The sequence below is a fragment of the Corynebacterium singulare genome (assembly GCF_000833575.1).
Classification (GTDB): Bacteria; Actinomycetota; Actinomycetes; order Mycobacteriales; family Mycobacteriaceae; genus Corynebacterium; species Corynebacterium singulare.
Genome location: NZ_CP010827.1, coordinates 425,522 through 447,215 on the forward strand (window position 1 = coordinate 425,522; position 21,694 = coordinate 447,215).

General features: G+C 60.1%; 20 protein-coding genes and 2 pseudogenes. 12 read left to right on the top strand and 10 right to left on the bottom strand.

Annotation, left to right across the window (positions count from 1 at the left end):
- Nucleotides 1-102 precede the first annotated feature (102 nt).
- The 6 genes and pseudogenes from CSING_RS01960 to CSING_RS13980 form a co-directional block, all read right to left on the bottom strand.
- The gene (locus tag CSING_RS01960; RefSeq protein ID WP_042529230.1) at nucleotides 103-1,491 is read right to left on the bottom strand and encodes a type III PLP-dependent enzyme domain-containing protein; all 1,389 of its coding nucleotides are present in this window, start codon (nucleotides 1,489-1,491) and stop codon (nucleotides 103-105) included.
- The gene (locus CSING_RS01965) at nucleotides 1,488-2,789 is read right to left on the bottom strand and encodes an FAD/NAD(P)-binding protein (RefSeq protein ID WP_042529232.1); all 1,302 of its coding nucleotides are present in this window, start codon (nucleotides 2,787-2,789) and stop codon (nucleotides 1,488-1,490) included. The genes CSING_RS01960 and CSING_RS01965 overlap by 4 nt, the downstream gene beginning before the upstream one ends.
- Nucleotides 2,786-3,802, bottom strand: a complete 1,017-nt coding sequence (locus CSING_RS01970) for a pyridoxal-phosphate dependent enzyme (protein WP_042529234.1) — start codon at nucleotides 3,800-3,802, stop codon at nucleotides 2,786-2,788. Before CSING_RS01970 ends, CSING_RS01965 begins: the two co-directional genes overlap by 4 nt.
- A 75-nt stretch (nucleotides 3,803-3,877) precedes the next feature.
- Nucleotides 3,878-4,036: pseudogene (locus tag CSING_RS13160) on the bottom strand (FAD-binding domain-containing protein); the annotation flags it as partial.
- A gap of 329 nt (nucleotides 4,037-4,365) precedes the next feature.
- Nucleotides 4,366-4,579 (bottom strand): annotated as a pseudogene (locus CSING_RS13535) (IS1249 family transposase); the annotation flags it as partial.
- Between the two features lie 128 nt (nucleotides 4,580-4,707).
- A complete protein-coding gene (locus tag CSING_RS13980; RefSeq protein WP_321969373.1) occupies nucleotides 4,708-4,854 on the bottom strand; it encodes a hypothetical protein in 147 nt (48 codons plus the stop codon).
- 29 nt (nucleotides 4,855-4,883) lie between these two features.
- On the opposite strand from CSING_RS13980, the gene CSING_RS13540 reads away from it, so the two are divergent.
- A complete protein-coding gene (locus CSING_RS13540) occupies nucleotides 4,884-5,261 on the top strand; it encodes a hypothetical protein (RefSeq protein WP_144403096.1) in 378 nt (125 codons plus the stop codon).
- A gap of 54 nt (nucleotides 5,262-5,315) precedes the next feature.
- Here the strand turns inward: CSING_RS13540 and CSING_RS01980 are convergent, their stop codons facing one another.
- Nucleotides 5,316-6,056 carry an ABC transporter permease gene (locus CSING_RS01980; RefSeq protein WP_321969370.1) on the bottom strand — a complete coding sequence of 247 codons (741 nt, stop codon included), beginning with the start codon at nucleotides 6,054-6,056 and terminating at the stop codon, nucleotides 5,316-5,318.
- On the bottom strand, nucleotides 6,053-6,754 hold the full coding sequence (locus CSING_RS01985) for an ABC transporter ATP-binding protein (RefSeq protein WP_083789488.1): 702 nt from the start codon (nucleotides 6,752-6,754) through the stop codon (nucleotides 6,053-6,055). Before CSING_RS01985 ends, CSING_RS01980 begins: the two co-directional genes overlap by 4 nt.
- 38 nt (nucleotides 6,755-6,792) lie before the next feature.
- On the opposite strand from CSING_RS01985, the gene CSING_RS12955 reads away from it, so the two are divergent.
- Complete coding sequence (locus CSING_RS12955; protein WP_084226138.1) at nucleotides 6,793-7,413, top strand: TetR/AcrR family transcriptional regulator; 621 nt, start codon at nucleotides 6,793-6,795, stop codon at nucleotides 7,411-7,413.
- A gap of 1,085 nt (nucleotides 7,414-8,498) precedes the next feature.
- Here the strand turns inward: CSING_RS12955 and CSING_RS01995 are convergent.
- A complete protein-coding gene (locus CSING_RS01995; RefSeq protein WP_042529238.1) occupies nucleotides 8,499-9,293 on the bottom strand; it encodes a siderophore-interacting protein in 795 nt (264 codons plus the stop codon).
- 124 nt (nucleotides 9,294-9,417) lie between these two features.
- Here CSING_RS01995 and CSING_RS02000 point away from each other — a divergent pair, with 124 nt between their 5' ends.
- From CSING_RS02000 to CSING_RS13170, 8 genes are all read left to right on the top strand, one after another.
- Complete coding sequence (locus tag CSING_RS02000; RefSeq protein ID WP_042529240.1) at nucleotides 9,418-10,362, top strand: ABC transporter substrate-binding protein; 945 nt, start codon at nucleotides 9,418-9,420, stop codon at nucleotides 10,360-10,362.
- Nucleotides 10,363-10,542: 180 nt separating this feature from the next.
- Nucleotides 10,543-11,430: a FecCD family ABC transporter permease gene (locus CSING_RS02005; protein ID WP_236684005.1), complete on the top strand. Its 888-nt coding sequence runs from the start codon at nucleotides 10,543-10,545 to the stop codon at nucleotides 11,428-11,430.
- Nucleotides 11,427-12,479: a FecCD family ABC transporter permease gene (locus CSING_RS02010; RefSeq protein ID WP_042529242.1), complete on the top strand. Its 1,053-nt coding sequence runs from the start codon at nucleotides 11,427-11,429 to the stop codon at nucleotides 12,477-12,479. Before CSING_RS02005 ends, CSING_RS02010 begins: the two co-directional genes overlap by 4 nt.
- 7 nt (nucleotides 12,480-12,486) lie before the next feature.
- Entirely contained in the window at nucleotides 12,487-13,293 is an 807-nt protein-coding gene (locus tag CSING_RS02015) for an ABC transporter ATP-binding protein (RefSeq protein ID WP_042529244.1), read from the top strand.
- 327 nt (nucleotides 13,294-13,620) lie between these two features.
- The gene (gene rplJ / locus CSING_RS02020; protein ID WP_042529246.1) at nucleotides 13,621-14,142 is read left to right on the top strand and encodes a 50S ribosomal protein L10; all 522 of its coding nucleotides are present in this window, start codon (nucleotides 13,621-13,623) and stop codon (nucleotides 14,140-14,142) included.
- 85 nt (nucleotides 14,143-14,227) lie between these two features.
- A complete protein-coding gene (gene rplL / locus CSING_RS02025) occupies nucleotides 14,228-14,614 on the top strand; it encodes a 50S ribosomal protein L7/L12 (protein WP_039673587.1) in 387 nt (128 codons plus the stop codon).
- 166 nt (nucleotides 14,615-14,780) lie between these two features.
- Nucleotides 14,781-15,059, top strand: a complete 279-nt coding sequence (locus tag CSING_RS02030; protein WP_042529249.1) for a type II toxin-antitoxin system RelE/ParE family toxin — start codon at nucleotides 14,781-14,783, stop codon at nucleotides 15,057-15,059.
- Nucleotides 15,037-15,387, top strand: a complete 351-nt coding sequence (locus CSING_RS13170; RefSeq protein WP_321969371.1) for a HigA family addiction module antitoxin — start codon at nucleotides 15,037-15,039, stop codon at nucleotides 15,385-15,387. The genes CSING_RS02030 and CSING_RS13170 overlap by 23 nt, the downstream gene beginning before the upstream one ends.
- Here CSING_RS13170 and CSING_RS02040 read toward each other — a convergent pair.
- Nucleotides 15,365-16,522, bottom strand: coding sequence for an MFS transporter (locus tag CSING_RS02040; RefSeq protein ID WP_158407793.1), 1,158 nt, complete (start codon nucleotides 16,520-16,522; stop codon nucleotides 15,365-15,367). The genes CSING_RS13170 and CSING_RS02040 overlap by 23 nt on opposite strands.
- A 392-nt stretch (nucleotides 16,523-16,914) precedes the next feature.
- Here CSING_RS02040 and CSING_RS02045 point away from each other — a divergent pair, with 392 nt between their 5' ends.
- A complete protein-coding gene (locus CSING_RS02045; RefSeq protein ID WP_042529255.1) occupies nucleotides 16,915-17,871 on the top strand; it encodes a DUF3068 domain-containing protein in 957 nt (318 codons plus the stop codon).
- 281 nt (nucleotides 17,872-18,152) lie between these two features.
- Complete coding sequence (rpoB, locus tag CSING_RS02050) at nucleotides 18,153-21,632, top strand: DNA-directed RNA polymerase subunit beta (protein ID WP_042529257.1); 3,480 nt, start codon at nucleotides 18,153-18,155, stop codon at nucleotides 21,630-21,632.
- Nucleotides 21,633-21,694: the final 62 nt, after the last annotated feature.

Genomic DNA, 21,694 nt, shown 5'->3' on the forward strand with positions numbered 1-21,694 from the left:
TCGGTCTGGCGCATCGCGCTAATTGACAAAGGGCTTCGAGGTTTACCCTCGGAGCCCTTTTCCTTTGCCCAGCCAGTCCCGTGGAGATAGCGGCTGCGATCTCTAGGCGTCGATATCGTCCGGCGCCCAGCCCCGGCCGTCTGCGTCCAGGTAGACATTGCGTGCTAACGGAATCTGGTGAGAGGCAGATTCCAAAATATGCATGAAGTAACCGGCGGTGTTAGGGATAGCGAGGGTATCGCCCACCGCAATGCCCTTGGGGAAATCGAGCTCGCGGCGCAAGATGACTTCATCTTCGATGCAATAGGCCCCCACCACGAACCCGGTGCGCGGTTCCCGGCCCACCGCACCGAGGTCTCCGGCAGTGGGTACGAGGAGCGGGTCGAGCAAGATATCATCCGCCGCGGTACGGCACTGGGTGCGGTTCATGGCGGCGCCGATGAGGGGCAGGCCGTCGGAGCGCTCTTTGAGGAAGCTGACCTCAGCGAGAATGATGCCGCAGCCATCGAGCAGGCTGCGTCCCGGCTCCAAGTGAAGAGAAATTTTTCGCTCGCCCAAGGCGCGGCCGGCAGGGCCAAACCCGGCCACCTCACCAGAAAGGAGTTGGTCTAACCACTGGCCGCGGGTGGGTGTCTGCCAGAAGGGGTAGGTATTTGAGAGCGGGTCGGACTTCCAGGTGAACGGCTCACCGGTGCCGGCGCGCTGGGCTGCGATGCGCTCCTGGTAATACTCCCATTGCCCGCGGGATTCGAGGTAGCTCATGGGAACACCGCCGCCGATATCGATGAAGGAAGCAGGCTGGCCGGCCGCGCGGAGGTGCTCGATGAGGGCGATGGCCTCCGCGAGCGCGGTGCGGCGGTCCGATTCGCTATAGCCATGCAGGTGTACGTGGACGCCGTCAGCGTGGATGGTTTCGGGCCAGGCATGGCTTTGCCATGCGTGGAGGAGTTCGCCGAAGCGCGTCGGTGGGAGATTCTCCGGGTTGGGGGCAAGGCGGGGCGCGACGTGGGCGGTTACTCCGAGTTCCCCGGCCAGGACAGCGATGTGCTCGGCTTCCGGACGCGAGTCACAAGAAATGGTCACCCCGCGCTCGATGGCCAGGTGCAGCAGCGCATCGGTTTTGATGGCCGCACTGAGGATGATCCGCTTTGGTGAGACGCCACGGTTGAGCACTTGGCGCAGCTCATTTTCACTGGCAACGTCAACGCCCAGGCCAGCCTCGCGGGCAGCATCGACGAAGCACAAAGCTTTATTGGCCTTGCGGGCGAAGAATACCTGGGTATCCACGCCGTGGGAGGCGCCGGCGTCGAGAAGCTCCTGCGCATTGCGGTGCAGCGGCGCGGGGTTGAGCATGTTAACCGGGGAACCATACTCGGAGGTGAGGCGGGAAACTTGTGCTGGGTCGCCCACTAGTTCTGTCATCCACTCTTCCCACCGCGCGCGCAGTGGGACGGTGCCATGAACGGGCAAGGGGGTGGTGTGGTTGGTCATGGGTTTCCTACTTTCTCTGCCCAGCGGGGGATGTCATCGTGCACGGAACGGTTCAACGAGTCATGGCCGGGAAGCTCAAGCTCATTCATGCGGCCGATTTCCACGACGCCGGGGACATCGTGGAAAGGGGAGGGGGTGGCTTGGGGAGCTACGGTGGCATCGATAAGCAGGTCAATGTCACCTTGTGTGCGCCAAAGGTCAATTTGGTCCGGGGCGGCGAGGTAGCGGGTATCTACCACGCCTGTGCGGATGAGCTCGAGCAGGCGCCGCGCGGTGACTGGGGGTGGGCCAAACGCCACGCGCTCGAGGGTGCGCGAGAGCTCACGGAAGCCGGGCATGGGGCCATGAGCCTTGTGCCAGTCCACGCATTCTTGAAAGAGCCCCCGAAACGCCGCACCCACAGCCGCCGCCGGGGTAAGGGGCCCTGTGCCCTCAGCGACTCGGAGGGAGGCGTCCAGTTCTGCGACGGCATCACCGGAAAAATCGTGGCCGTCGAGCACTGCAGCGAGGTCCCCGGTGGAAAACTCACCCATCGATCCGGCGGCTGCCAGGAGGATGTCGCGCAATTCATCGGCATTGTGCACGCCGGCACAGGCGCGCCTTACATGGGCCGGGATCTCGGGCTGCGGCGTGCCCGGCGCGGGTTTGACCTCCATAAAACGCCCGCTGCGGCTTACTGGGAAGATGACCTCGGAGGTATCGCCGTACAGCAGGCAAACATCGATGAAGCTCAAGGCAGCACCGCGCACCCCAATCCGTCGCGGGGCACTGGGCAAATCGGCGCCGAAGTAGAGTCCGGTGACCGGAACGCGGGAAGGCTCGTGGACTAAGGCACCGGGGTGGAGGTGATCGTGGCCGGTGCAGACGAGGACTTCGTCGAAGGGCGAGCCATCGACGATGAACCCGCCGTCAGCGGCAGACACCGAACTCACACACTGGGGTAGGTGTCGAATGCGCACGTGCTGCGGGGCGCGGTGCAGGGCAGCAGCCCACGTATCGGCCAAGAATTGCCCCACCTGCGCGCGCGGCGGGAAGGCATCGGTGGTGGATTCCCCGCGGCGGGTACGCCAAGCGTTGAAGCTATCGTGTGCGGTGGTGACGATGGCGCAATTGACGTTAAGGCGCCACTGCGGCGGCTGCTGCGGGCGATACACCGCGCCGGCGCCGGCGGGGTAGGGATCAAAGACGGTGATATCCACGGGGATGCCGGCGCGCCCGATGAGCTCTTCTACGGCCCACAGCCCGCGTGGGCCGCCGCCGATGATGGCGATGCGGCGGGAAGGTTCCTGCGAGCTCACTCTGAATCCTCTTCGACGCGCGCGGCGAGCTCGGGAGGAGAGATATCGAAATGCTCGCAGACCCAGGAATCGTTGTAGATGGTATCGAGGTAAGGCTGGCCACCGTCGTGGAGTACAGCCACGACCTCCGCACCGGCCGGAAGGGTAGGCGCGAGACGCTGGAATGCTGCGATGACCGCGCCGCCGGAGGCCCCGGGCAGAAGGCCTTCGGCCTGGGCGAGGCGACGGGCTGCCACAATGGCATCCAGATCGGGCACACGCTCGACTGAGGACGGCGAGAATTTGGTGGATAGATCGGTGACAATGCCAGCGCCATAGCCCGGCAGCATGCGGGTGCCGCGCTGGCCCCCAAACAGCACGGAGCCTTCGGCATCGACACCGATGGTCTCCGTATCAGCACCAAGCTCAGTGAGCTTGCGGACGCAGCCGCCGAGAGTGCCGGTGGTGCTCATAGCGACGAGCAAGTGGGTGGGCGCCTGTCCGAGCTGGTACATGATTTCCGTCATCGTGCCTTCGGCGTGGGCGTAAAAGGCGGCCTCGTTGGAGTACTGGTTGAGATTGAAAGAATCGGGGATCTCTTCTAGAAGCTCGGCCACGCGGGTGCGGCGAGCGGTGAGCCAATCGCCGGTTTCCGGGTCCGGGTGATCCAGTAATTCTACGTGGGCGCCGTAGGCCCGCATCGTGGCCACGGTGGAGGAATTGACGCGAGGATCGACCACGCAGTGGAATTTCATACCCGCAAGTGGGGCCTGGCGGGCCAGCGCCATGCCAAGGTTGCCCGAGGAAGACTCCACCAGGGTGGATCCGGGGCCTATGTCGCCGGCGCCAAGCGCGGCTTGGATGAGTGCGCGTGCGGTGCGGTCCTTGGCGGATCCGCCCAGGTTGAATTGCTCTAGCTTGAGGTAGAGGTGTACATCGGTACGGGGATTAATGGCATCCACGCGCATCAGCGGGGTATGGCCAATAGGTGGTTCGGCTTGAGAATGAATCCGTGGGCTCATCATTAGTCCCATGGTAGACCTCTACCTGCGGCTTTTGTTGCCGGCTTGTTCTTTGATCTATGCATAGGCATCGGGGGCAGCTTGGCGCGATTCCTTGCCGCAGCCGGCAACCCACTGCCAATGAAAGGGGTTGGAGGCGGCATCGGCATCCACCAAGGTGTCCCAAAACCATTCCTCGCATAGGCGTCAGTGAATGCCCAGGTTCATCGGGAGGAACGAGCCCATCACCATGCGCACGCGGTTGTGCGTATCAGTGCTAACGGAACTTTTCTCACTAACAGGCAATTGGCAGGTTGGTGGTATGGCATTACAAGGAACCTGCCGCATAATAATCTTGTGCGTTTGAGAGAGGCGCATGAGAGATAGAGAGAACACCCTGAGTCTTGCAGGGCGGGCGGCGTGAGAAACCGCCTGATAAACAAGACCCCTAGCAACGCGGGCCCCGGATTGTCCTGGGCCCGCGTTGTGCTGTGCGCTGCGTCCCCCACCCACCACGGCCTAAACGACAAAATGTGTTGTTTTACGGCGTGTCGAGTTAAACGACAGATTGTGTTGGTGGGGTTGGGGTTTAGTTGTAGGTGGCCTTTGCGTATTCCCATAGAGTGGTTGTAGGCAGTGTCAATGGCGCTGTCGTAGGTTGCTGGTCGGCCGTCCTCATGGCCGCTGGTAGCTTGTGTTTCCTGGTTGGCTAGGGTTTGTTGCTTTGGCGAGTGCGTCCTGGCCCCAGTTTTGCTGCCTGGCGATCTCTACAGGGTCGTCAGGCAACTGCGTGTGGAGGTAGAGCCACCAGCTCTCGCTCGGCAAGGATGGTCAGCAGTTGATGCGCGGTTGCGGCATCGATTGGGGTGGTAAGGAAATCATCCAGCACGAGCACATCCGAGGTGTGGAGTTCCTCGAGGAACTTCATCCGCTCAATGTCACCGTGTTTGAGCACTGTTAGGTGGTTGGCCAGGGTGTCGGTGCGGAAGAACTTGGCTGTGTAGTCCTTTCGGTCGGTAGGCGGCGTTGAGCAGTGCGAGTGCGAGGTAGGTTTTGCCGACGGAGGATTTGCCCAGGATGACAATGTTTTGCGCGCTTTGGCACCATGAAAGCGATGTTCATCGCCGCCTGGGAGGCGGCCTGCGACCGCATCGTCGCAACTCTGACGGCTGCCGTCGAGAACACTCCAGCAGAAGAACGTCTCCCTGTACTCGCCGCCAGCTACGACGACCTCGTCGCAGAAGACCGTGACCTGCTCACGATTCAGGTCCATGCCTGGGCTGCCGCCACCTCTGACGATGAGATCGCCGCCGCGACCAGAAACGGGGTCGAACGCCTACGCGCCTTGGCTATCGAACACCTCGACGTGAACCGTGACCAGGCGACCCGAATGATCTCGGTGATGGCGTTCTACAACATCAATGCCAGCATCAACCTAGACAACGCCGAAGAATGTTCAGTCGCTCACCTGCTCGGCGACGCCATGGAGTAACACCGTCTAGGCTCACCACGCGCTCTCGTAGTTCACCTCGGGCGCTCAGACCTCCTAAGGTGTGTTCCGGCGCAAGCTCACTGCGCCGAGCGCGATGAATGCCGCGCAGAATCCAGAAAGAATGGCGATATCAGTTACCAGATCGCCCTTGGGAAACGCAGACGGGGTAGGAGCTTTGCTTAACGCGAGCATCGCGTCGACGACGTAGCTGATCGGCATGGTGTGCGAGAGCAACTCGAGGGCATGTGGCATTTCTTCCCGGGGCACGATAACGCCACAGACCAGGAATTGGGGAACGATAGCAGCGGGGACGAATTGCATAACCTGGAACTCCGTAAGGGCAAAAGCAGACGCCAACAATCCTGCGGTGGTGCCGGTAAGAGCGCTGAGCAAAGCGACCACAACGAACGCAGCGAGTGATCCCTCGATATCCAAGTCGAGTAGCCGGGTGCAGACAACAACGGTGATCAGCGTTTGTGCGACCGCAACCAGGCTGAAGGTCAGCGTGTAACCACCGATGATGTCGATCCGGCGCACCGGCATTGTGAGCGCTCGTTCCAGTGTTCCGGAACTGCGCTCGCGAAGCGTGGTCACGGATGCGACAAGGAACATGACGAGGAACGGAAACACCCCGAGGACTGCGTGCGCGATGCGGTCAAATAATCCAGTGTTGCTCAAGATCCAATACAGCAAGGACATTAAGACAGCTGGCAACACGAAGATGAGTGCGAGAGTTCGTGGGTCCCGTCGCAACTGGTTGCCGACCCGCTTGGCCACTGCAAAACTTGCCCTCACTTGGTCATCGCCTCCACGAATGCCGCTTCAAGCGTCGCTGCACCGGTTTCGCGTTTGATGGTTTCCGGGTGCGTGTGGCTCACCTTGCCGTCGCGAATGAACAATACGTTGTCGCAGTGCTCGGCTTCATCCAGGATGTGGCTCGAGATAATCAGCGTGGTGCCCTTGTGGGCCAGCTCCTTGAACAGGTCCCACATCTGGGCTCGCAGGATGGGGTCGAGGCCGACCGTTGGCTCGTCGAGGACAACAAGTTCCGGATCTGGCAGTAGGGCGACCGCAAGACTTACGCGGCTGCGTTGACCACCGCTGAGCTTGCGCACCGGCTCGTCGATCTTGGCGGTCAGATCGAGCTGGTCGACCACTCCGTCGATTCGGTTGCGGCGAAGCCCGTAAATGTCTGCGACATAGCTAAGGTTCTCTCGCACGGAGAGTTCGTCGAACACGCTAGCTTGCTGGGTTGCGTACGTGACCTTGGTGCGCAGTTGGCGATGACCTGCGGGCAGTCCAAGCACGTGCACAGTGCCGTCGACACGAGCCTGCGTGCCAACGATCATGCGCATCAACGTGGTCTTGCCTGATCCTGAAGGGCCGACAAGCGCGCTTATCGAACCTCGAGGCAAGGTGAAGGAAACAGGCTGGAGGATTCGGGCTCGCGCGTTCCGCATAGCAACTGCGGGAGTATCCGGGTCTGGTTTCATAGTGACAGTGTCACCGTTCGCCAGCTAGTATTTCCAGCATGGTGAATAAACGCCGCGGTCGCCCGAGCGGACCATCGGAGCGTCGAGAACTCATTCTGCATGCAGCTAGGATGCAGTTTCTCCAGAATGGATATGCAGGCACGACGCTTCGAGCAATCGCAGCTGAAGCAGACGTGGATCACGCTTTGGTGAATTATTATTTTGGCAGCAAAGATGCGTTGTTTTGCGAAGCGGTGCTCGATGGGTTGAGCGCGTCCGCGATATTGCGCTCAGTAAGTTCGGTCCCGGAACTCCCGCCTGGCCAGTTCCCTCAACTGCTTGCCCGCACGTTCGTTGCCTATTGCGAGTCGTCTCCCTTTCAAGAGCGAGTACTGCCAGCGTTTCGATACGCAATGAAAGACGACGACACCAGGGCAATCGTATCCGGTTACTTCGAGCGTGAAATTCTTGCCGGTGCCGAAGAACTCCTTCTCCGATTACGGGCACAGCATCCGGGCCACCCTCGGCTGAGCACCGCCGACGCGGTAGTGCAGAACTCGATTGTCCTGCTGGGGGCTCTGGTGTCGCGTTATGTGCTGCAGGTGCAGCCCCACGCGTCAATTTCACCCGATCAATTCGCTTCAGTTCTGGCACGCCTGATTCGAGTGTCGCTCCTGTGATTGCCCTGGGGCGGCAGCGAAACTCTCGCCCACAGGCTCCGGATCACTGGTTCTTTTCGGGATCCGCGGAACCAGAAGAGCCGTCGGTGTCGTAGCTTGCTTTAGGACGAGCCCAGTCGTTGGAACCGTTTTCCTGCTGGCTCGATTGGTTCCAGCTGGTCGAGCCTGAGCCGGACGGCTGCTGGTTTCAGCCGCCGGCGTTCTGCTGGCTCGGCTGTTGCCACGAGTTCGAAGACTGCTGCGGAGCAGCGGGGTTGAAGGGGGCTTGGTTCACGGGCGCCCCGGCTGCACCGTTTTGACCCTGGTTGGCAGCTGCCGATGCACGAGCTTTGTTCACCTGTGCGTCGAGCTTGTCTTTGCCACAGCCCGGCTAATGATTCACTGCTCAATCCCGCGAGTTGGGCTTCGGTAGTGATCCCTGAAGCTTCGAGCGCCTCGCGGGCTTTTTGGACTGTGGTGTGCGAACACCCCACGGTGGTACGGTTTTGGCGGACGGACCAACCTTTGAGCACAAGGTCCATCACCGCCCGGTAGTCAGTCACAACTGGACTCCTCTGGCAATGCCGCGCGCCCTGTAGTCGCGCGGTCACCTGCCTCGTCCCCCAAGGCGTTACTGGATACTCACCATCGCGTTACTCGAAACCCACCACGGTGTTACTAGATAAACCCGCGCAACACCCGAGGCTGGGTTATCCCTCCGGATAAGTGAAATCATCCTAATACCAGCACGCCAGGCCGGCTAACCAGACAACCTCACCAACACATCCTGTCGTTTAGGCCCCCACCACCGCAGCTAGGTGATTAAGGATCAAAATGTGTGTCTTAGTCCGTAGCTTAAGGGGTGAAGCTTGGGGTGCAGGCGAAGACGGGGGCTAGGGGACCAAACTAAAGACACCATTTGGGGCGCTGAATCAAGAAAAGTCCAGGTAAAAGCATACAAGGTTTGGCATAAGGTGCCAATGCTTTGGTCCTTCTTCTTCCTTCCAAGTAGCACCGGCTCCGTAGCGTCCTTCATGTCACTGAAGCATACGGGTCCACCTTAAAGTGGAACGATTGCTTTCCTGTTGTGACGCGTGCAGAGGGGGTTAAGGCCGCGGCTTTCCTTGAATCCAGTAGACGGACCAGATGACGTCCTCGCGCGGCACACCCCAGTCGTGCACAGCTATGGCGCGCACTGCTTTGGCGAGGTCCCCTTCGCCGGATACCCATACCGAATCGGGTGCAGTATCCGGGGTGAAACGAGAATCAAGGAGCTGTCTGGCGCGCGCAATGTGCTCCTCGTGCGGAGCGGAAATCATAGTGAGCGAGCGAACCTTGCCGCTCCACGTTTCCTCAAATCCATCCTCAATTTCGTCGTCGCTTGCGATCAGAGCAACGACGTCGACGCCGCCCAAGGCGTCCGGTGAGAAAGCTTCGTAATGTTCCAGGATGTGCCACAGCGCCGGAAGAGCGGAGGCGTCTGCGAGTAACAGTTGTGATTTCCTAGGTTCTTGCCACCGTGCTTGTCCCGTGTATATTCCTGCGGTATCCCCAGGTTGTGCCTTGCGGATCCAGCGTGAGCCCGGGCCATTATCGCCGTGAGTCACCACGTCGACATCGATGGTGCACGCTTTCTGGTTGAGCTTGCGAATTGTGTACCAGCGCAATGCTGGGCGAATGTCGTCGGGCAATCGGGTGACGGTGGCGCGAACATTGGCATCGTCGACCGGGAAGGGTGAAAATTCCTGCTTGTCTTGGGGCATGAGGAGCCCAAAATACTCGTCAGGCCCGGCTAAGAGGTAGTCACCAAAAGCCGGCGAGTGAAAAGTTAAACGGTGCAGCCGCGGCTTGAGGCGGGTGTTCCCGGTGAGGGTGACGGGCAATAGGCGGTGATGCGTCAAGGGAAGCGTTCCTAGGTGGGAGGGAAATTTGTCACCATTATAGAGAAGAAGTTAGGCTAGCCTCAAATAAGTTAGGGGCCCGTTAATGTGCGTGCTCCTTCCCTGTGAAGGAAAGGTTTAATCCATGGTTGCTATCAACCGGCGCGCGAAAACCGTGCTCGCTATTGTCTCAGCGGCAGCGATTGCTTTAGCGGGGTGCTCGCGCGGAAGCGGCGATGAAAGCACGGGAGCGGACAGCGCTGGCGAGGTGCGGGTTGCGAGCCTGGGGCTGGGCGACGCCGATACCGTGCTTGCGCTTGGCATTACTCCCGTTGCTGTGGCGCCGTGGGGTGCGCAAGGTGACGGTGATGGCTCCGGCGTTGGCCCCTGGGCGAAGGAACTTTTGGGTGATGCCCAGCCCGAGGTGATTTATAACACCGCTTCCGGTTTCACGGCAGAGGTTCTTGAACAGGTCACGGCCTCGGATCCCACACAGATCATCGCCGTGAACCAAGCTGTGGATCAGGAGGCGAAGAAATCCCTCGAGGATATCGCCCCGCTGACCGTGAAGCCCGAAGGTTTCGAAGACTGGCAGATTCCCTGGGAGGAGCAAGTTAAGACCATCGCCGCTGCCGTCGATAAGGAAGAGGAGGGGGAGAAGCTTATTGACCAAGCGGAGGACGCCTTAGAGCAGTTCAAGAACTCTCACCCGGAGCTGCAGGGCAAACGAGCAGCCATCGTCATGCCCTATGAAGGGAAGCTGGGCCTCTACACAGCAGAGGACGGCCGCGGCCAGTTCATCGAATCTCTCGGCTTTGACATTCCGCAGGAACTGCAGGGTGATGGCTCCAGCTTTTTCGTGGACTATGCCCCGGAAAACTACTCCCAGCTCAACAACGTGGACTACCTGTTCGTCTTGGATTACAACGGTGCGGCCGATGAACTCAAGAAGGATTCCACGTTCCAGGGCCTGGACGTGGTCAAGGATGGCCGTGTTCGCTACCTGGACACGGACACCGGCAATGCGATGAGCATGCCAAATCCGCTGACGATCCCGTGGGCCGTCAACAAGTTCGAAGAGAAGCTCTAAGTGCTCGCACTACCGAGGAAGGCTGACGCTATCCACGGTGCTGCGGGCACACACCACGGCGACAAGGCAGCCACACTGGACTCGCGGGGGAGGAGCCGCGCGCGGCTGACCACGGCACTCGTTATTGCGACCCTTCTCCTTTTCCTGTGCTCGCTAGTAGTGGGGTCCAGGACTATCCCGTTGCCTGATCTGTTCTCTGTACTTCTTCACGGGGGCGAAGCAGACATCGAGAATATCGTGTGGGATTTGCGTATCCCCCGCACGTTCGTGGCCTACTTCGCGGGTGCTGCCATTGCGGTATCGGGTGTTATCGCTCAGTCCTGGACTAGGAACCCCCTGGCCGATCCGGGCTTCATCGGTATCACTGCGGGAGCCTCGTTCCTGGTTGCCCTCGGGACAACACTAGGAATCGCCACTTCAACCGGAGCGCGGACCGTGCTCGCTCTCTTAGGTGCCGGATTGGCCACTGCATTGGTGTTGGGTGTGTCCCGGCGGTTTCAGGATCCCCTGACGCTGGTCTTGGTGGGTGCGGGAGTCGCCGCTGCCTTGAGCTCTGGCGCCATGTTGATCGGCCTATATTCCACGGATGTTCTCGACAGCATGCGTCGGTGGACCATCGGCTCCACGTTTGGGCGCGGCCCAGAGGATGTCGCCATCGCAGGTGCCGGATTGCTCATCGGATTTATCATCGCCGCACGTGTCGCGAGACCGCTCGATCTTTTGGCAATGGGGGAGGAATCCTCGGTTGCTTTAGGCGGTTCTCCCACGCTGGCGCGGCGCGGCGCTGCCTTGAGCATCGTTGTCCTAGCGGGATGCGCTACCGCGGCGACGGGGCCCATTGCCTTCGTCGGATTCGCCATCCCCCATCTGCTGCGCCGGTTCACAGGGCCAGAAGTTACCGCGATGATTGCACCGGCCGCATTGCTCGGTGGTTGCTCCGTACTCGCTGCAGATATTCTGGGCCGCCTCATCGCAGGCCCCTCTGAGCTGGAGATGTCCATCGTCTTGGCCTTCGTGGGTGCACCATTTCTCATCTGGGCCGTACACCGCGGGGAGCACACGCTATGAGGGGGCGGGTGAAGGGGGACGTCGTCAAGCATCTGCGTTCCCAAGAACGGCAGCGCCGCACATGGTTATGGGCGGCGACCTGCTTCTTTATTCTGGTTGCAGCAACCTCCTATGTCCTCCTGCTGGGCCAAGGCCCCGTGGACTTGAGCCCGGGGCGGGTTCTGGAGATTCTCAACGGCGGGGGAAGCCGAAGCGAAATCCGCGTTGTCTGGGACCTGCGTATGCCGGTAGCGCTAGCGACCCTCATCGTGGGCGCCGCGCTCGGGCTGGCGGGCTCGTGGACGCAGTCTATGTCTCGCAATCCGCTGGCCTCGCCCGATATCCTTGGCGTGACTGGTGGCGCATCGGTCATGGTGGTCATCGGAACGGTACTCTCCCGGCCTGTGCTTGCCGAAGGGCTTTCCACGTTCTGGTGGCGGGCAGGCCTCGCGCTGCTGGGCGCGGTGCTAGCGGCTCTCCTGCTGGTGGCACTTGGAGGAATTGGTACAAGCAACCGCATCGTCATCGTCGGAATCGCGCTCTCGCTGCTGTTCCAAGCGCTGGTGGCATATTTATTGCGCGCCGCCGAGCTCCTTCGCGCGGCGCAATCGCAGCTGTGGCTGGCGGGAACCACGGGCTTTGTGCGGATGGATGTCATTGTCCCACTACTCGTGGGGCTGACTCCTTTCGTGCTCCTCGGCCTGTGGTGTGCCAAGGAGCTACCGCTCCTTGCGCATGATGATCTCTCGGCCCTTTCCCTCGGGGTTAACATCACACGAACACGCGCGCTGCTGTTGGTAGCAGCTACAGGCATCTGCGCGGTGACTGTATCCGTGGCCGGCCCCATTGGTTTCATCGCGCTTCTGGCCCCGCACGTGGGGCGCATTGTTGCCCGAACACCCACGCCGGTGCCCCTGGTCTCCTGCGCTGCCGGCGCCGCTTTGTTGAGTGTATGCGCTGTCATTGCTGGATTGCTGCCGATGGACGCTCCCGTAGGCGCTGTCTCCTCCATCATCGGAGGGGGCGCCCTGGTCATCTTGGTGTGGAACGCCGCACGACGGAGAGGATAAAAAGCTTGTGAAAGACAGAGAAATTACAGCTACCGGTATTCATGCCGGCTATAAGGACGGAGAAGACATCCTGTCCGGCGTTGACCTAGTGGCCCGCCCGGGTGAAATCACCACGCTCATTGGCCCCAATGGCTGCGGCAAGTCCACGCTGCTGAAGACCTTGTCTAAGATTCTTCGCCCGCGGCAGGGGCGCGTGCGCATCGGCGAGCTAGACGTGCACGCCATGAGCCCGAAAGAAGCAGCTGCCCACGTGGCGCTTCTTCCGCAGCAGCCGACGGCACCGGACGGGCTGCGGGTAGGCGAGCTCGTCGCGCGCGGCCGCTACCCGCACCTGAGCCGCGGGCGGGGACTGTCCGCGAAAGACCGCGACATCATCGCGCAGGCTTGCGTGGAGACGGGCATTACGGACTTCATCGACCGTGACATCGCGGCACTGTCGGGCGGCCAACGCCAGCGCGTGTGGCTAGCGCTTGCTTTGGCGCAGGACACGCCAGTGCTGCTTCTTGACGAACCCACCACCTTCCTCGACCCAGCCCACGCCATTAGCGTTTTAGAGCTTGTGCGCAAACAAGCCAATGCAGGGAAAACGGTCGTCGTCGTGTTGCACGATCTTATGTTGGCCGGTCAGTACTCTGACACCATGGTGGTCATGAACAACGGTGAGGTCATCGCGCAGGGAACTCCCCGCCAGGCGTTGACGAAAGAAGTGCTGGCGGCCGCGTATGGCATCGACGTGGAAATCTGGGATGACCCGCGAAGCGACGCCCCCGTCATCGTTCCGCGTGGAGTGCTCGGCACGCCAACAACCCCATAAAGAAACCCGAGTACAAAGCCCTCAGGGGAGCGATTTGGAGTTTGCCCAGCTCGGGTTGTAAAGTACCTAGCGAAGTTTGAACGGCCCATGGAGGTCGAGTCAAAGTTCACCGAAGACCGTCGGTCATCCGGATTTACGGATCGAAGGTTCCTCATCCACGAGGGCGGCCCACGCAGGAGACACTTTGCGAATTACCGCGGATTTCCGCGCGCGCCCTGTGCTCTTGCACGGGGCTCTTGTTGTTTCGGTCGCCATCTCCGGCGGCTGGGGCAGGAAGAGTCCCGGCGGAAAACACAATAAATGTTTCGAAAGGAGGCGAAGTAGAAAATGGCAAACCCGAAGAACACTGCAGACCTGGCAAAGCTAAAGGAGAAGCTCGATGGTGCTCACTCCATCGTGCTCACTGAGTACCGCGGCCTGACCGTGGGTCAGCTCCAGGAGCTGCGTAACAACCTCGGCTTTGACGTTGAGTACTCCGTCGCCAAGAACACCCTTTTCAAGATCGCTGCCAACGAAGCTGGCATCGAGGGTCTTGACGAGCACCTGACTGGCCCGACCGCTATTGCGTTCATCAAGGGCGAGGCAGTGGATGCTGCGAAGGTCATCACCAAGTTCGCTGATGACAACAAGGCACTCGTTATCAAGGGTGGCTACATGGACGGCAACGCACTGTCTGCCGACCAGGTTGAGGCCATCTCCAAGCTGGACAACCGCGAGACCACTCTCGCCAAGCTGGCTGGCGCCATGAAGGGTTCTATGGCAAAGGCTGCTGCCGTATTCAACGCTCCTGCTACCAAGATGGTCCGCACTGCTGCGGCCCTGCAGGACAAGAAGGCTGCGGAAGCTTAAGACGCCGATTAGCGGCGCACAATTACACACATAAATTCATCTGGCTGTCTAGGGCGGCCAGGAACACTGAGAAAGGATGCCAATCATGGCTAAGCTCACCAAGGACGAGCTCATTGAAGCTTTCAAGGAAATGACCCTCATCGAGCTCTCCGAGTTCGTTAAGGAATTCGAGGAGGTCTTCGACGTTGAGGCTGCTGCTCCGGTTGCTGCTGTTGCTGCTGGTGCCCCGGCTGCCGGCGGTGCTGCTGAGGAAGAGAAGACCGAGTTCGACGTCGTTCTGACCGACGCTGGCGCTAAGAAGATCGGCGTTATTAAGGCTGTCCGCGAAATCGTTTCCGGCCTGGGCCTGAAGGAAGCCAAGGAAATGGTTGAGGGTGCTCCGAAGGCTATCCTCGAGGGCGCTTCCAAGGACGACGCTGAGGCTGCTAAGGCTAAGCTCGAAGAGGCTGGCGCTTCCGTCGAGCTCAAGTAATTCACCTGAATTACTTCAGCTTTTCCGCGCGGCACACGTGCTGCGTACCCACAACCCCGTTCCGCACTGCGCGGAGCGGGGTTGTTCCCGTTTTGGTGGAAACTCCGGTTTTATGCCTCTAGTGTCATCTATTGACACTAGTATCAATAGATGACACTATGGGGATGTGCAATTTCGTCGGCGAAGTCTCGAGCGATTTCATCAAGATGGCGTTCCGCCGCGATATATCCCATCGGAGTTACGCTCAGTAGTACGACGCAAGTTGCTCATGATCGGGCGATCCGTAAGCGTCACGGACCTTCGGATACCTCCGGCAAATCGGTTGGAGAAGCTAAAAGGCGACCTAGAGGGCTACTACTCAATTCGCGTCAATTCGCAGTGGCGCATCATATTCAAATGGACGCACGAAGGAGCTGTTGACGTTGACTTTATCGACTACCACTGAAGCGCATACTCATATTGATGTGGTTCCCGTTCCGCATCCTGGGGAAATCCTTCTCCTAGAATTCCTCAAACCCTGTGGTATTACCCAGTATCGCCTGGCCAGTGACATTGGCACTACCCGTTCCCAAGTCTCCAAAATTACCCGCGGCGCGCTCGGTATCAGTGCCGATATGGCTTTGCGTTTGTCGGCCTACTTTGGGAACTCCGCGGAGTTCTGGCTCGGACTTCAAGAGGAATACGATCTCTGGAAAGCTCGCCAGACCACGGATGTCAGCGCCATCGTCCCGTGGAATGACAACAAAGAAGCTAATTCTCACTCACAGAAATAAATGAATCGTGTTCCTGAGTGTCTAGGGGGTCGTCCTCCTTCGCGTCTGCTTGCGCAAGGGCGCGATCGGCTCTGCGCGCAAAGATGAGGGCAGGTCCGATAGCAAGGAATCCGGCGAGCGCATTGGCCCACAATCCAGTGGTCAATGACCAGCGATGAGACAGCGCAGCCAGAGGGGTCGACCATACACTGGAGAGTGAGACGACGGTGCTCATTTGGATATTGGTGACTCGGCCAAATGTTTCTTCAGCCATAAGCCTGTGGAGTGCGGCATAGGTTACCGCGCCGGCGGCTGGGGCTGTAAGAACGGATAGTCCTAGCGGGATGATCATCAACAGGCTGGAGCTGAGCAGGGCGCCACAGGCGATTGACGCAGCAACCCAGACACACGTGCCTACCTGAAGGGCTGCGAAGGAGAACTTCTTCTGCAGCCAACCTGTCGACAAAGCACCCACAATCCCGATGAGGCCAATGGACGTGCGGGCCAGTCCCGTTACCCATCCAGGGTTACTCCCCTCCTCCAGTATGAGGACAGCCATGAACAGTGAGCCGTTAATTGCGCAGTTCGACAGTGTTTGCATGGCAATAAGCCCGCGAAGTAGGGGCGAGCGAGCGACAATGGCTAGGCCTTCCTTCGTCGTGCGTAGGAGCTTGTTCCCTGCCTTCTTTGCGGGGTCTAGGCTAGCCTTGATAAAGAGGAAGAAGACAATGGTGAGGAAATTTGCCAGGCCTACAAACACAAAGGGCAGTGCCAGATTGACTTCTAGAAGTGCGCCGCCCACGGTGGGGCCGATGAGTCCCGCAAATTGCAGGCGCGCTTGGATGAGCCCTTGTTTGGCGGCGAGTTGTTCTTCCTCAACCAGCTGGGGCAGGCAAGGGTCGGAGCAAGCTTGACCAATTCGGTAAAAGAGCATCATGCTCCCGAGAAGCATGCCGAAGAGGATGGGGGAGAAGCCTCCGGAGAGGATGAGGCCCGCTAACGCGAGGTTGAGTACCCCAGCCAGCGCGTTGGTCACAATGATGAGTGGCTTGCGGCGCCACATATCCGAAAGAGAGCCGCCAATGATGCCGCCTGCCAGTGCCGCAATTCCGGTGATGGTTCCATACAGACCGGCAAGGGTAAGACTATCGCTCAAACGTAGAGTGACCACCGGAATAGCAAGCCCGGCTCCTACCCCAGCTATCTGAGCCACAAGGTCTGACCACAGGAATAGTCTAAAATCACTTAGGTTGGTGCGATCGACTTTATTGGTATTCAATGTTCCTCCAAAAAGCGATCTCAGACGTCTCTAGGCCCTATTGCAATTAGCATGCCCCGGGGGAAAGATCACCAATCTAGTCCCGCATCATCAGCGATGATGTTCTCCCGAAAGAGAGAAGGCCGTAAAACCTCCCAATAATGTGATGCGCATTACTTGCGGTAATTCGAATTTACATGATCACTTTGGATCCAGGTATCCTACAAAAGTTTTAAGTTCTTGTTTCTGGAAGTGTGTGTTGAGCAAATGAATCGGTAGGATAAGCCACCATGCTGCCCAAGTCCCGCATCTTCTCCGTCCTCCTGCTCGGCCTCGGCGTTGCGCTGATTGCTGCTGGCCTGGCGGCGTCGAGCTTCTTGAGCTTTAGTCCACGGCTGCCGCTGGATATTGAGGACACCACGTGGACGATGCACGATGAGAACGCCGCTGCGCAGGCGCTGTCCGCGGAGGGCGTTTCGCAGTATGAGGGGCCGATGACCTATCAGCTCAACATGGACATTCAGGAGCCGGCGGACAAGGACACCGCAACACTTCGGGTGGGGGAGTCTGCCATCCGCGGGGGCACGGGCAACGTGGAGGATTTGAGCTTTGCCCGCGTGTGGGCCTATCCCGTCGATCGCCTTAGTGGTGAGGCCACGGGCTCGGCAGCACTTTCCCACACCATGGGCTCGCCCACGGCGGAGGTCCCAGTCGAAGGCTATTGGCTCAAGCTGCCAGCCGATGCCGAGCAGACCACCTATCCAGTGTTTGACCCGGTACTGCGCACAGCAGCGGACGCAGTGTTTGAGGAGTCCCTCGACATCGACGGCCGCACTGTCTACCGCTATCGCCAAGAGATCGAGCCCACCAACGTGGCTACTCTTTATGCAGGCAACACGACCACTACTTTGAGCAACGAGGATGGCTCCACCGAGCAGGGTTACCTCTTCCACGCCGCAACACGGGACCTCTTCGTGGACCAGGCCACTGGACTCGTCGTGGGCATGGACGTCGACGTGCGTGACTACTGGGCCGACCGCGAAGGTAACGAGCGCGAGATGCAGTTCGCCTTTACCGGCGCCACCGACGAGCAATCCCGAGCTGAGCTCCTCCAGCAGGCAGAGCGCTTCCCGCGCAGTGCGGTGGGGCAGTGGGTGCGCTGGGGCGGCGTCGGCAGTGGCGCGCTTCTGGTGTTGTTCGGGGCGCTGGGCGCTTTCCGACGTCCCGCACAGCGCCACTCCCGCTAACCTTCCGGACGCGCGAATCGGTGTAGCGACACGCCAGAAGTGCGTTTCGCCTTTACAAGGCTGCCATTATGCTATAGGCTATTTCGTTGCGCTGGAATCTGGATCTTTAGTGCACATTTAGCCTTTCGAGCGGTGATGGAAAAACCGACTTGACAAGGTGATTTTGTGCATTCTAAACCCAGCCATTCCACAGCAGACCGAATGCTAAATCTACCAGCGGTTTTGCACCTCACCGGCCAGGGTGGGGACGCAATCCGCCAGAGGTACTGGAAGGACCCATCTTGGCAGTCTCCCGCCAGACCAAGTCAGTGGCCAACATCCCTGGAGCCCCGAAGCGATACTCCTTCGCTAAAATCAGCGAACCCATCGCCGTCCCGGGCCTCCTCGATCTACAACTCGATTCTTACGCGTGGCTCATCGGTACCCCCGAATGGCGCGAACGCGAGCAGGCAGAGCGCGGCGATGATGCACGCGTGACGAGCGGCCTTGAGGATATCCTCGAGGAGCTTTCTCCGATCCAGGACTACTCGGGCAACATGTCCCTGTCCCTGTCGGAGCCTCGCTTCGAGCCGGTGAAGAACACCGTGGACGAGTGTAAAGAGAAGGACATCAACTACTCGGCGCCACTGTACGTCACCGCAGAATTCATTAACAACGATACCCAGGAGATTAAGTCCCAGACCGTCTTCATCGGTGACTTCCCGATGATGACCGATAAGGGCACCTTCATCGTGAACGGAACCGAGCGCGTTATTGTCTCGCAGCTCGTGCGTTCCCCGGGCGTCTACTTTGATCAGACCATCGACAAGTCCACTGAGCGCCCGCTGCACTCTGTGAAGGTCATTCCTTCCCGCGGTGCGTGGCTCGAGTTTGACGTCGACAAGCGCGACACCGTCGGCGTTCGTATTGACCGCAAGCGCCGCCAGCCGGTCACCGTGCTGCTCAAGGCGCTCGGCTGGAGCGAGGAGCAGATCAAGGAGCGCTTCGGCTTCTCCGAGCTCATGATGTCCACCCTCGAGTCCGATGGCGTGGCTAACACCGATGAGGCTCTCCTGGAGATCTACCGTAAGCAGCGCCCGGGCGAGCAGCCCACCCGTGACCTCGCGCAGGCCCTGCTGGACAACTCCTTCTTCCGCGCCAAGCGCTATGACTTGGCTAAGGTCGGCCGTTACAAGGTCAACCGAAAGCTGGGCCTGGGCGGCGACCACGAGGGCCTGATGACCCTGACTGAGGAAGACATCGCTGTCACCCTCGAGTATCTCGTGCGCCTGCATGCAGGCGAGCGTGAGATGAAGGCCCCGAACGGTGAGACCATCTCCATCCACACCGACGACATCGACCACTTTGGCAACCGCCGCCTGCGCACCGTGGGCGAGCTCATCCAAAACCAGGTCCGCGTGGGCCTGTCCCGCATGGAGCGTGTTGTCCGCGAGCGCATGACCACCCAGGACGCGGAGTCGATCACCCCGACCTCCCTGATCAACGTCCGTCCGGTCTCCGCTGCCATCCGCGAGTTCTTCGGTACCTCCCAGCTCTCGCAGTTCATGGACCAGAACAACTCCCTGTCCGGCTTGACCCACAAGCGCCGCCTGTCCGCGCTGGGCCCGGGCGGTCTGTCTCGTGAGCGCGCCGGCATTGAGGTGCGAGACGTTCACGCCTCGCACTACGGCCGCATGTGCCCGATTGAGACGCCTGAGGGTCCGAACATTGGTCTGATCGGCTCGCTGGCGTCCTACGCGCGCGTCAACGCCTTTGGCTTCATCGAGACCCCGTACCGCAAGGTCGTGGACGGTAAGGTCACCGACCAGGTTGAGTACCTCACCGCTGATGAAGAGGATCGCTTTGCCATTGCCCAGGCAGAGGTTGAAAAGGATGCCGACGGCACCCTGACCGGCGACCGTATCGAGGTCCGCCTCAAGGACGGTGACATCGGCGTGACCGACGCCGCGGGTGTGGACTACGTTGACGTTTCCCCGCGCCAGATGGTGTCCGTGGCAACCGCCATGATTCCGTTCCTCGAGCACGACGATGCTAACCGTGCCCTCATGGGCGCGAACATGCAGCGTCAGGCTGTGCCGCTGGTGCGTTCCGAGGCCCCCTACGTGGGCACCGGTATGGAGCAGCGCGCTGCCTACGACGCCGGTGACCTCATCATCACTCCGAAGGCCGGTGTGGTGGAGAACGTCACCGCCGACCTCATCACCATCATGGATGATGAAGGCCAGCGCGATACTTACATGCTGCGCAAGTTTGAGCGCACCAACCAGAACACCAACTACAACCAGACTCCTCTGGTGTCCTTGGGTGACCGTGTGGAGGCGGGCCAGGTGCTTGCTGACGGCCCCGGTACCCACAACGGTGAGATGTCCCTCGGCCGCAACCTCCTGGTTGCCTTCATGCCGTGGGAAGGCCACAACTACGAGGACGCCATCATCCTCAACCAGCGCATCGTGGAGGAGGATATTCTCACCTCGATCCACATCGAGGAGCACGAGATTGATGCTCGCGATACCAAGCTGGGTCCGGAGGAGATCACCCGCGAGATTCCGAACGTCTCCGACGACGTCCTGCGTGACCTCGACGAGCGCGGCATCGTCCGCATTGGTGCTGACGTCCGCGCCGGCGACATCCTGGTGGGTAAGGTCACCCCGAAGGGTGAGACCGAGCTGACCCCGGAGGAGCGCCTGCTGCGCGCTATCTTCGGTGAGAAAGCCCGCGAGGTCCGCGATACCTCTATGAAGGTTCCGCACGGTGAGACCGGTAAGGTTATCGGCGTGTCCCGCTTCTCCCGCGAGGATGACGACGATCTGGCCCCGGGCGTCAACGAGATGATCCGCGTTTACGTGGCTCAGAAGCGCAAGATCCAGGACGGCGATAAGCTGGCCGGCCGCCACGGCAACAAGGGCGTTGTGGGCAAGATTCTCCCGCCGGAGGATATGCCGTTCATGGAAGATGGCACCCCGGTGGACATCATCCTCAACACCCACGGTGTGCCGCGTCGTATGAACATTGGTCAGGTTCTTGAGGTTCACCTCGGCTGGCTGGCGCACGCTGGTTGGAAGATTGATACCGAGGATCCGGCCAACGCCGATCTGCTGAAGAAGCTGCCGGAAGAGCTGTACGACGTCCCGCCGGAGTCCCTCACCGCAACCCCGGTCTTCGACGGCGCTACCAACGAGGAAATCTCTCGCCTGCTGGCGTCCTCCAAGCCGAACCGCGATGGTGACGTCATGGTGGATGAGCACGGTAAGGCCCGTCTCTTCGATGGCCGCTCCGGCGAGCCGTACATGTACCCGGTTTCCGTGGGCTACATGTACATGCTCAAGCTGCACCACCTCGTCGACGAGAAGATTCACGCTCGTTCCACCGGCCCGTACTCCATGATTACCCAGCAGCCGCTGGGTGGTAAGGCACAGTTCGGTGGCCAGCGCTTCGGTGAGATGGAGGTGTGGGCAATGCAGGCTTATGGCGCTGCCTACACCCTGCAGGAGCTCCTGACCATCAAGTCCGATGACGTCGTCGGCCGCGTCAAGGTCTACGAGGCAATCGTCAAGGGCGATAACATCCCGGATCCGGGTATTCCGGAGTCCTTCAAGGTCCTCCTCAAGGAGCTGCAGTCCTTGTGCCTCAACGTGGAGGTTCTCTCCACGGACGGTACTCCGATGGAACTGTCTGGTTCCGACGATGACGACATGGACGGCGCTCCGTCCCTGGGCATTAACCTGTCTCGCGACGAGCGCTCCGACGCCGATATCGCCTAGCTTCTCGGTCCGCCGCTAGGCGGGCATAACGAATCACTAACTCATAAAAGCCATCAACTTCC

Excerpts from the sequence above, each read along its gene's own strand:
- CSING_RS01985 (WP_083789488.1), bottom strand. The coding sequence starts at position 6,754 with ATGAAACCAGACCCGGATACTCCCGCAGTTGCTATGCGGAACGCGCGA.
- rplL (WP_039673587.1), top strand. The coding sequence starts at position 14,228 with ATGGCTAAGCTCACCAAGGACGAGCTCATTGAAGCTTTCAAGGAAATG.
- rplJ (WP_042529246.1), top strand. The coding sequence starts at position 13,621 with ATGGCAAACCCGAAGAACACTGCAGACCTGGCAAAGCTAAAGGAGAAG.
- CSING_RS02000 (WP_042529240.1), top strand. The coding sequence starts at position 9,418 with ATGGTTGCTATCAACCGGCGCGCGAAAACCGTGCTCGCTATTGTCTCA.
- CSING_RS02010 (WP_042529242.1), top strand. The coding sequence starts at position 11,427 with ATGAGGGGGCGGGTGAAGGGGGACGTCGTCAAGCATCTGCGTTCCCAA.
- CSING_RS01970 (WP_042529234.1), bottom strand. The coding sequence starts at position 3,802 with ATGGGACTAATGATGAGCCCACGGATTCATTCTCAAGCCGAACCACCT.
- CSING_RS13540 (WP_144403096.1), top strand. The coding sequence starts at position 4,884 with ATGTTCATCGCCGCCTGGGAGGCGGCCTGCGACCGCATCGTCGCAACT.
- CSING_RS01960 (WP_042529230.1), bottom strand. The coding sequence starts at position 1,491 with ATGACCAACCACACCACCCCCTTGCCCGTTCATGGCACCGTCCCACTG.
- CSING_RS02045 (WP_042529255.1), top strand. The coding sequence starts at position 16,915 with ATGCTGCCCAAGTCCCGCATCTTCTCCGTCCTCCTGCTCGGCCTCGGC.
- CSING_RS12955 (WP_084226138.1), top strand. The coding sequence starts at position 6,793 with ATGGTGAATAAACGCCGCGGTCGCCCGAGCGGACCATCGGAGCGTCGA.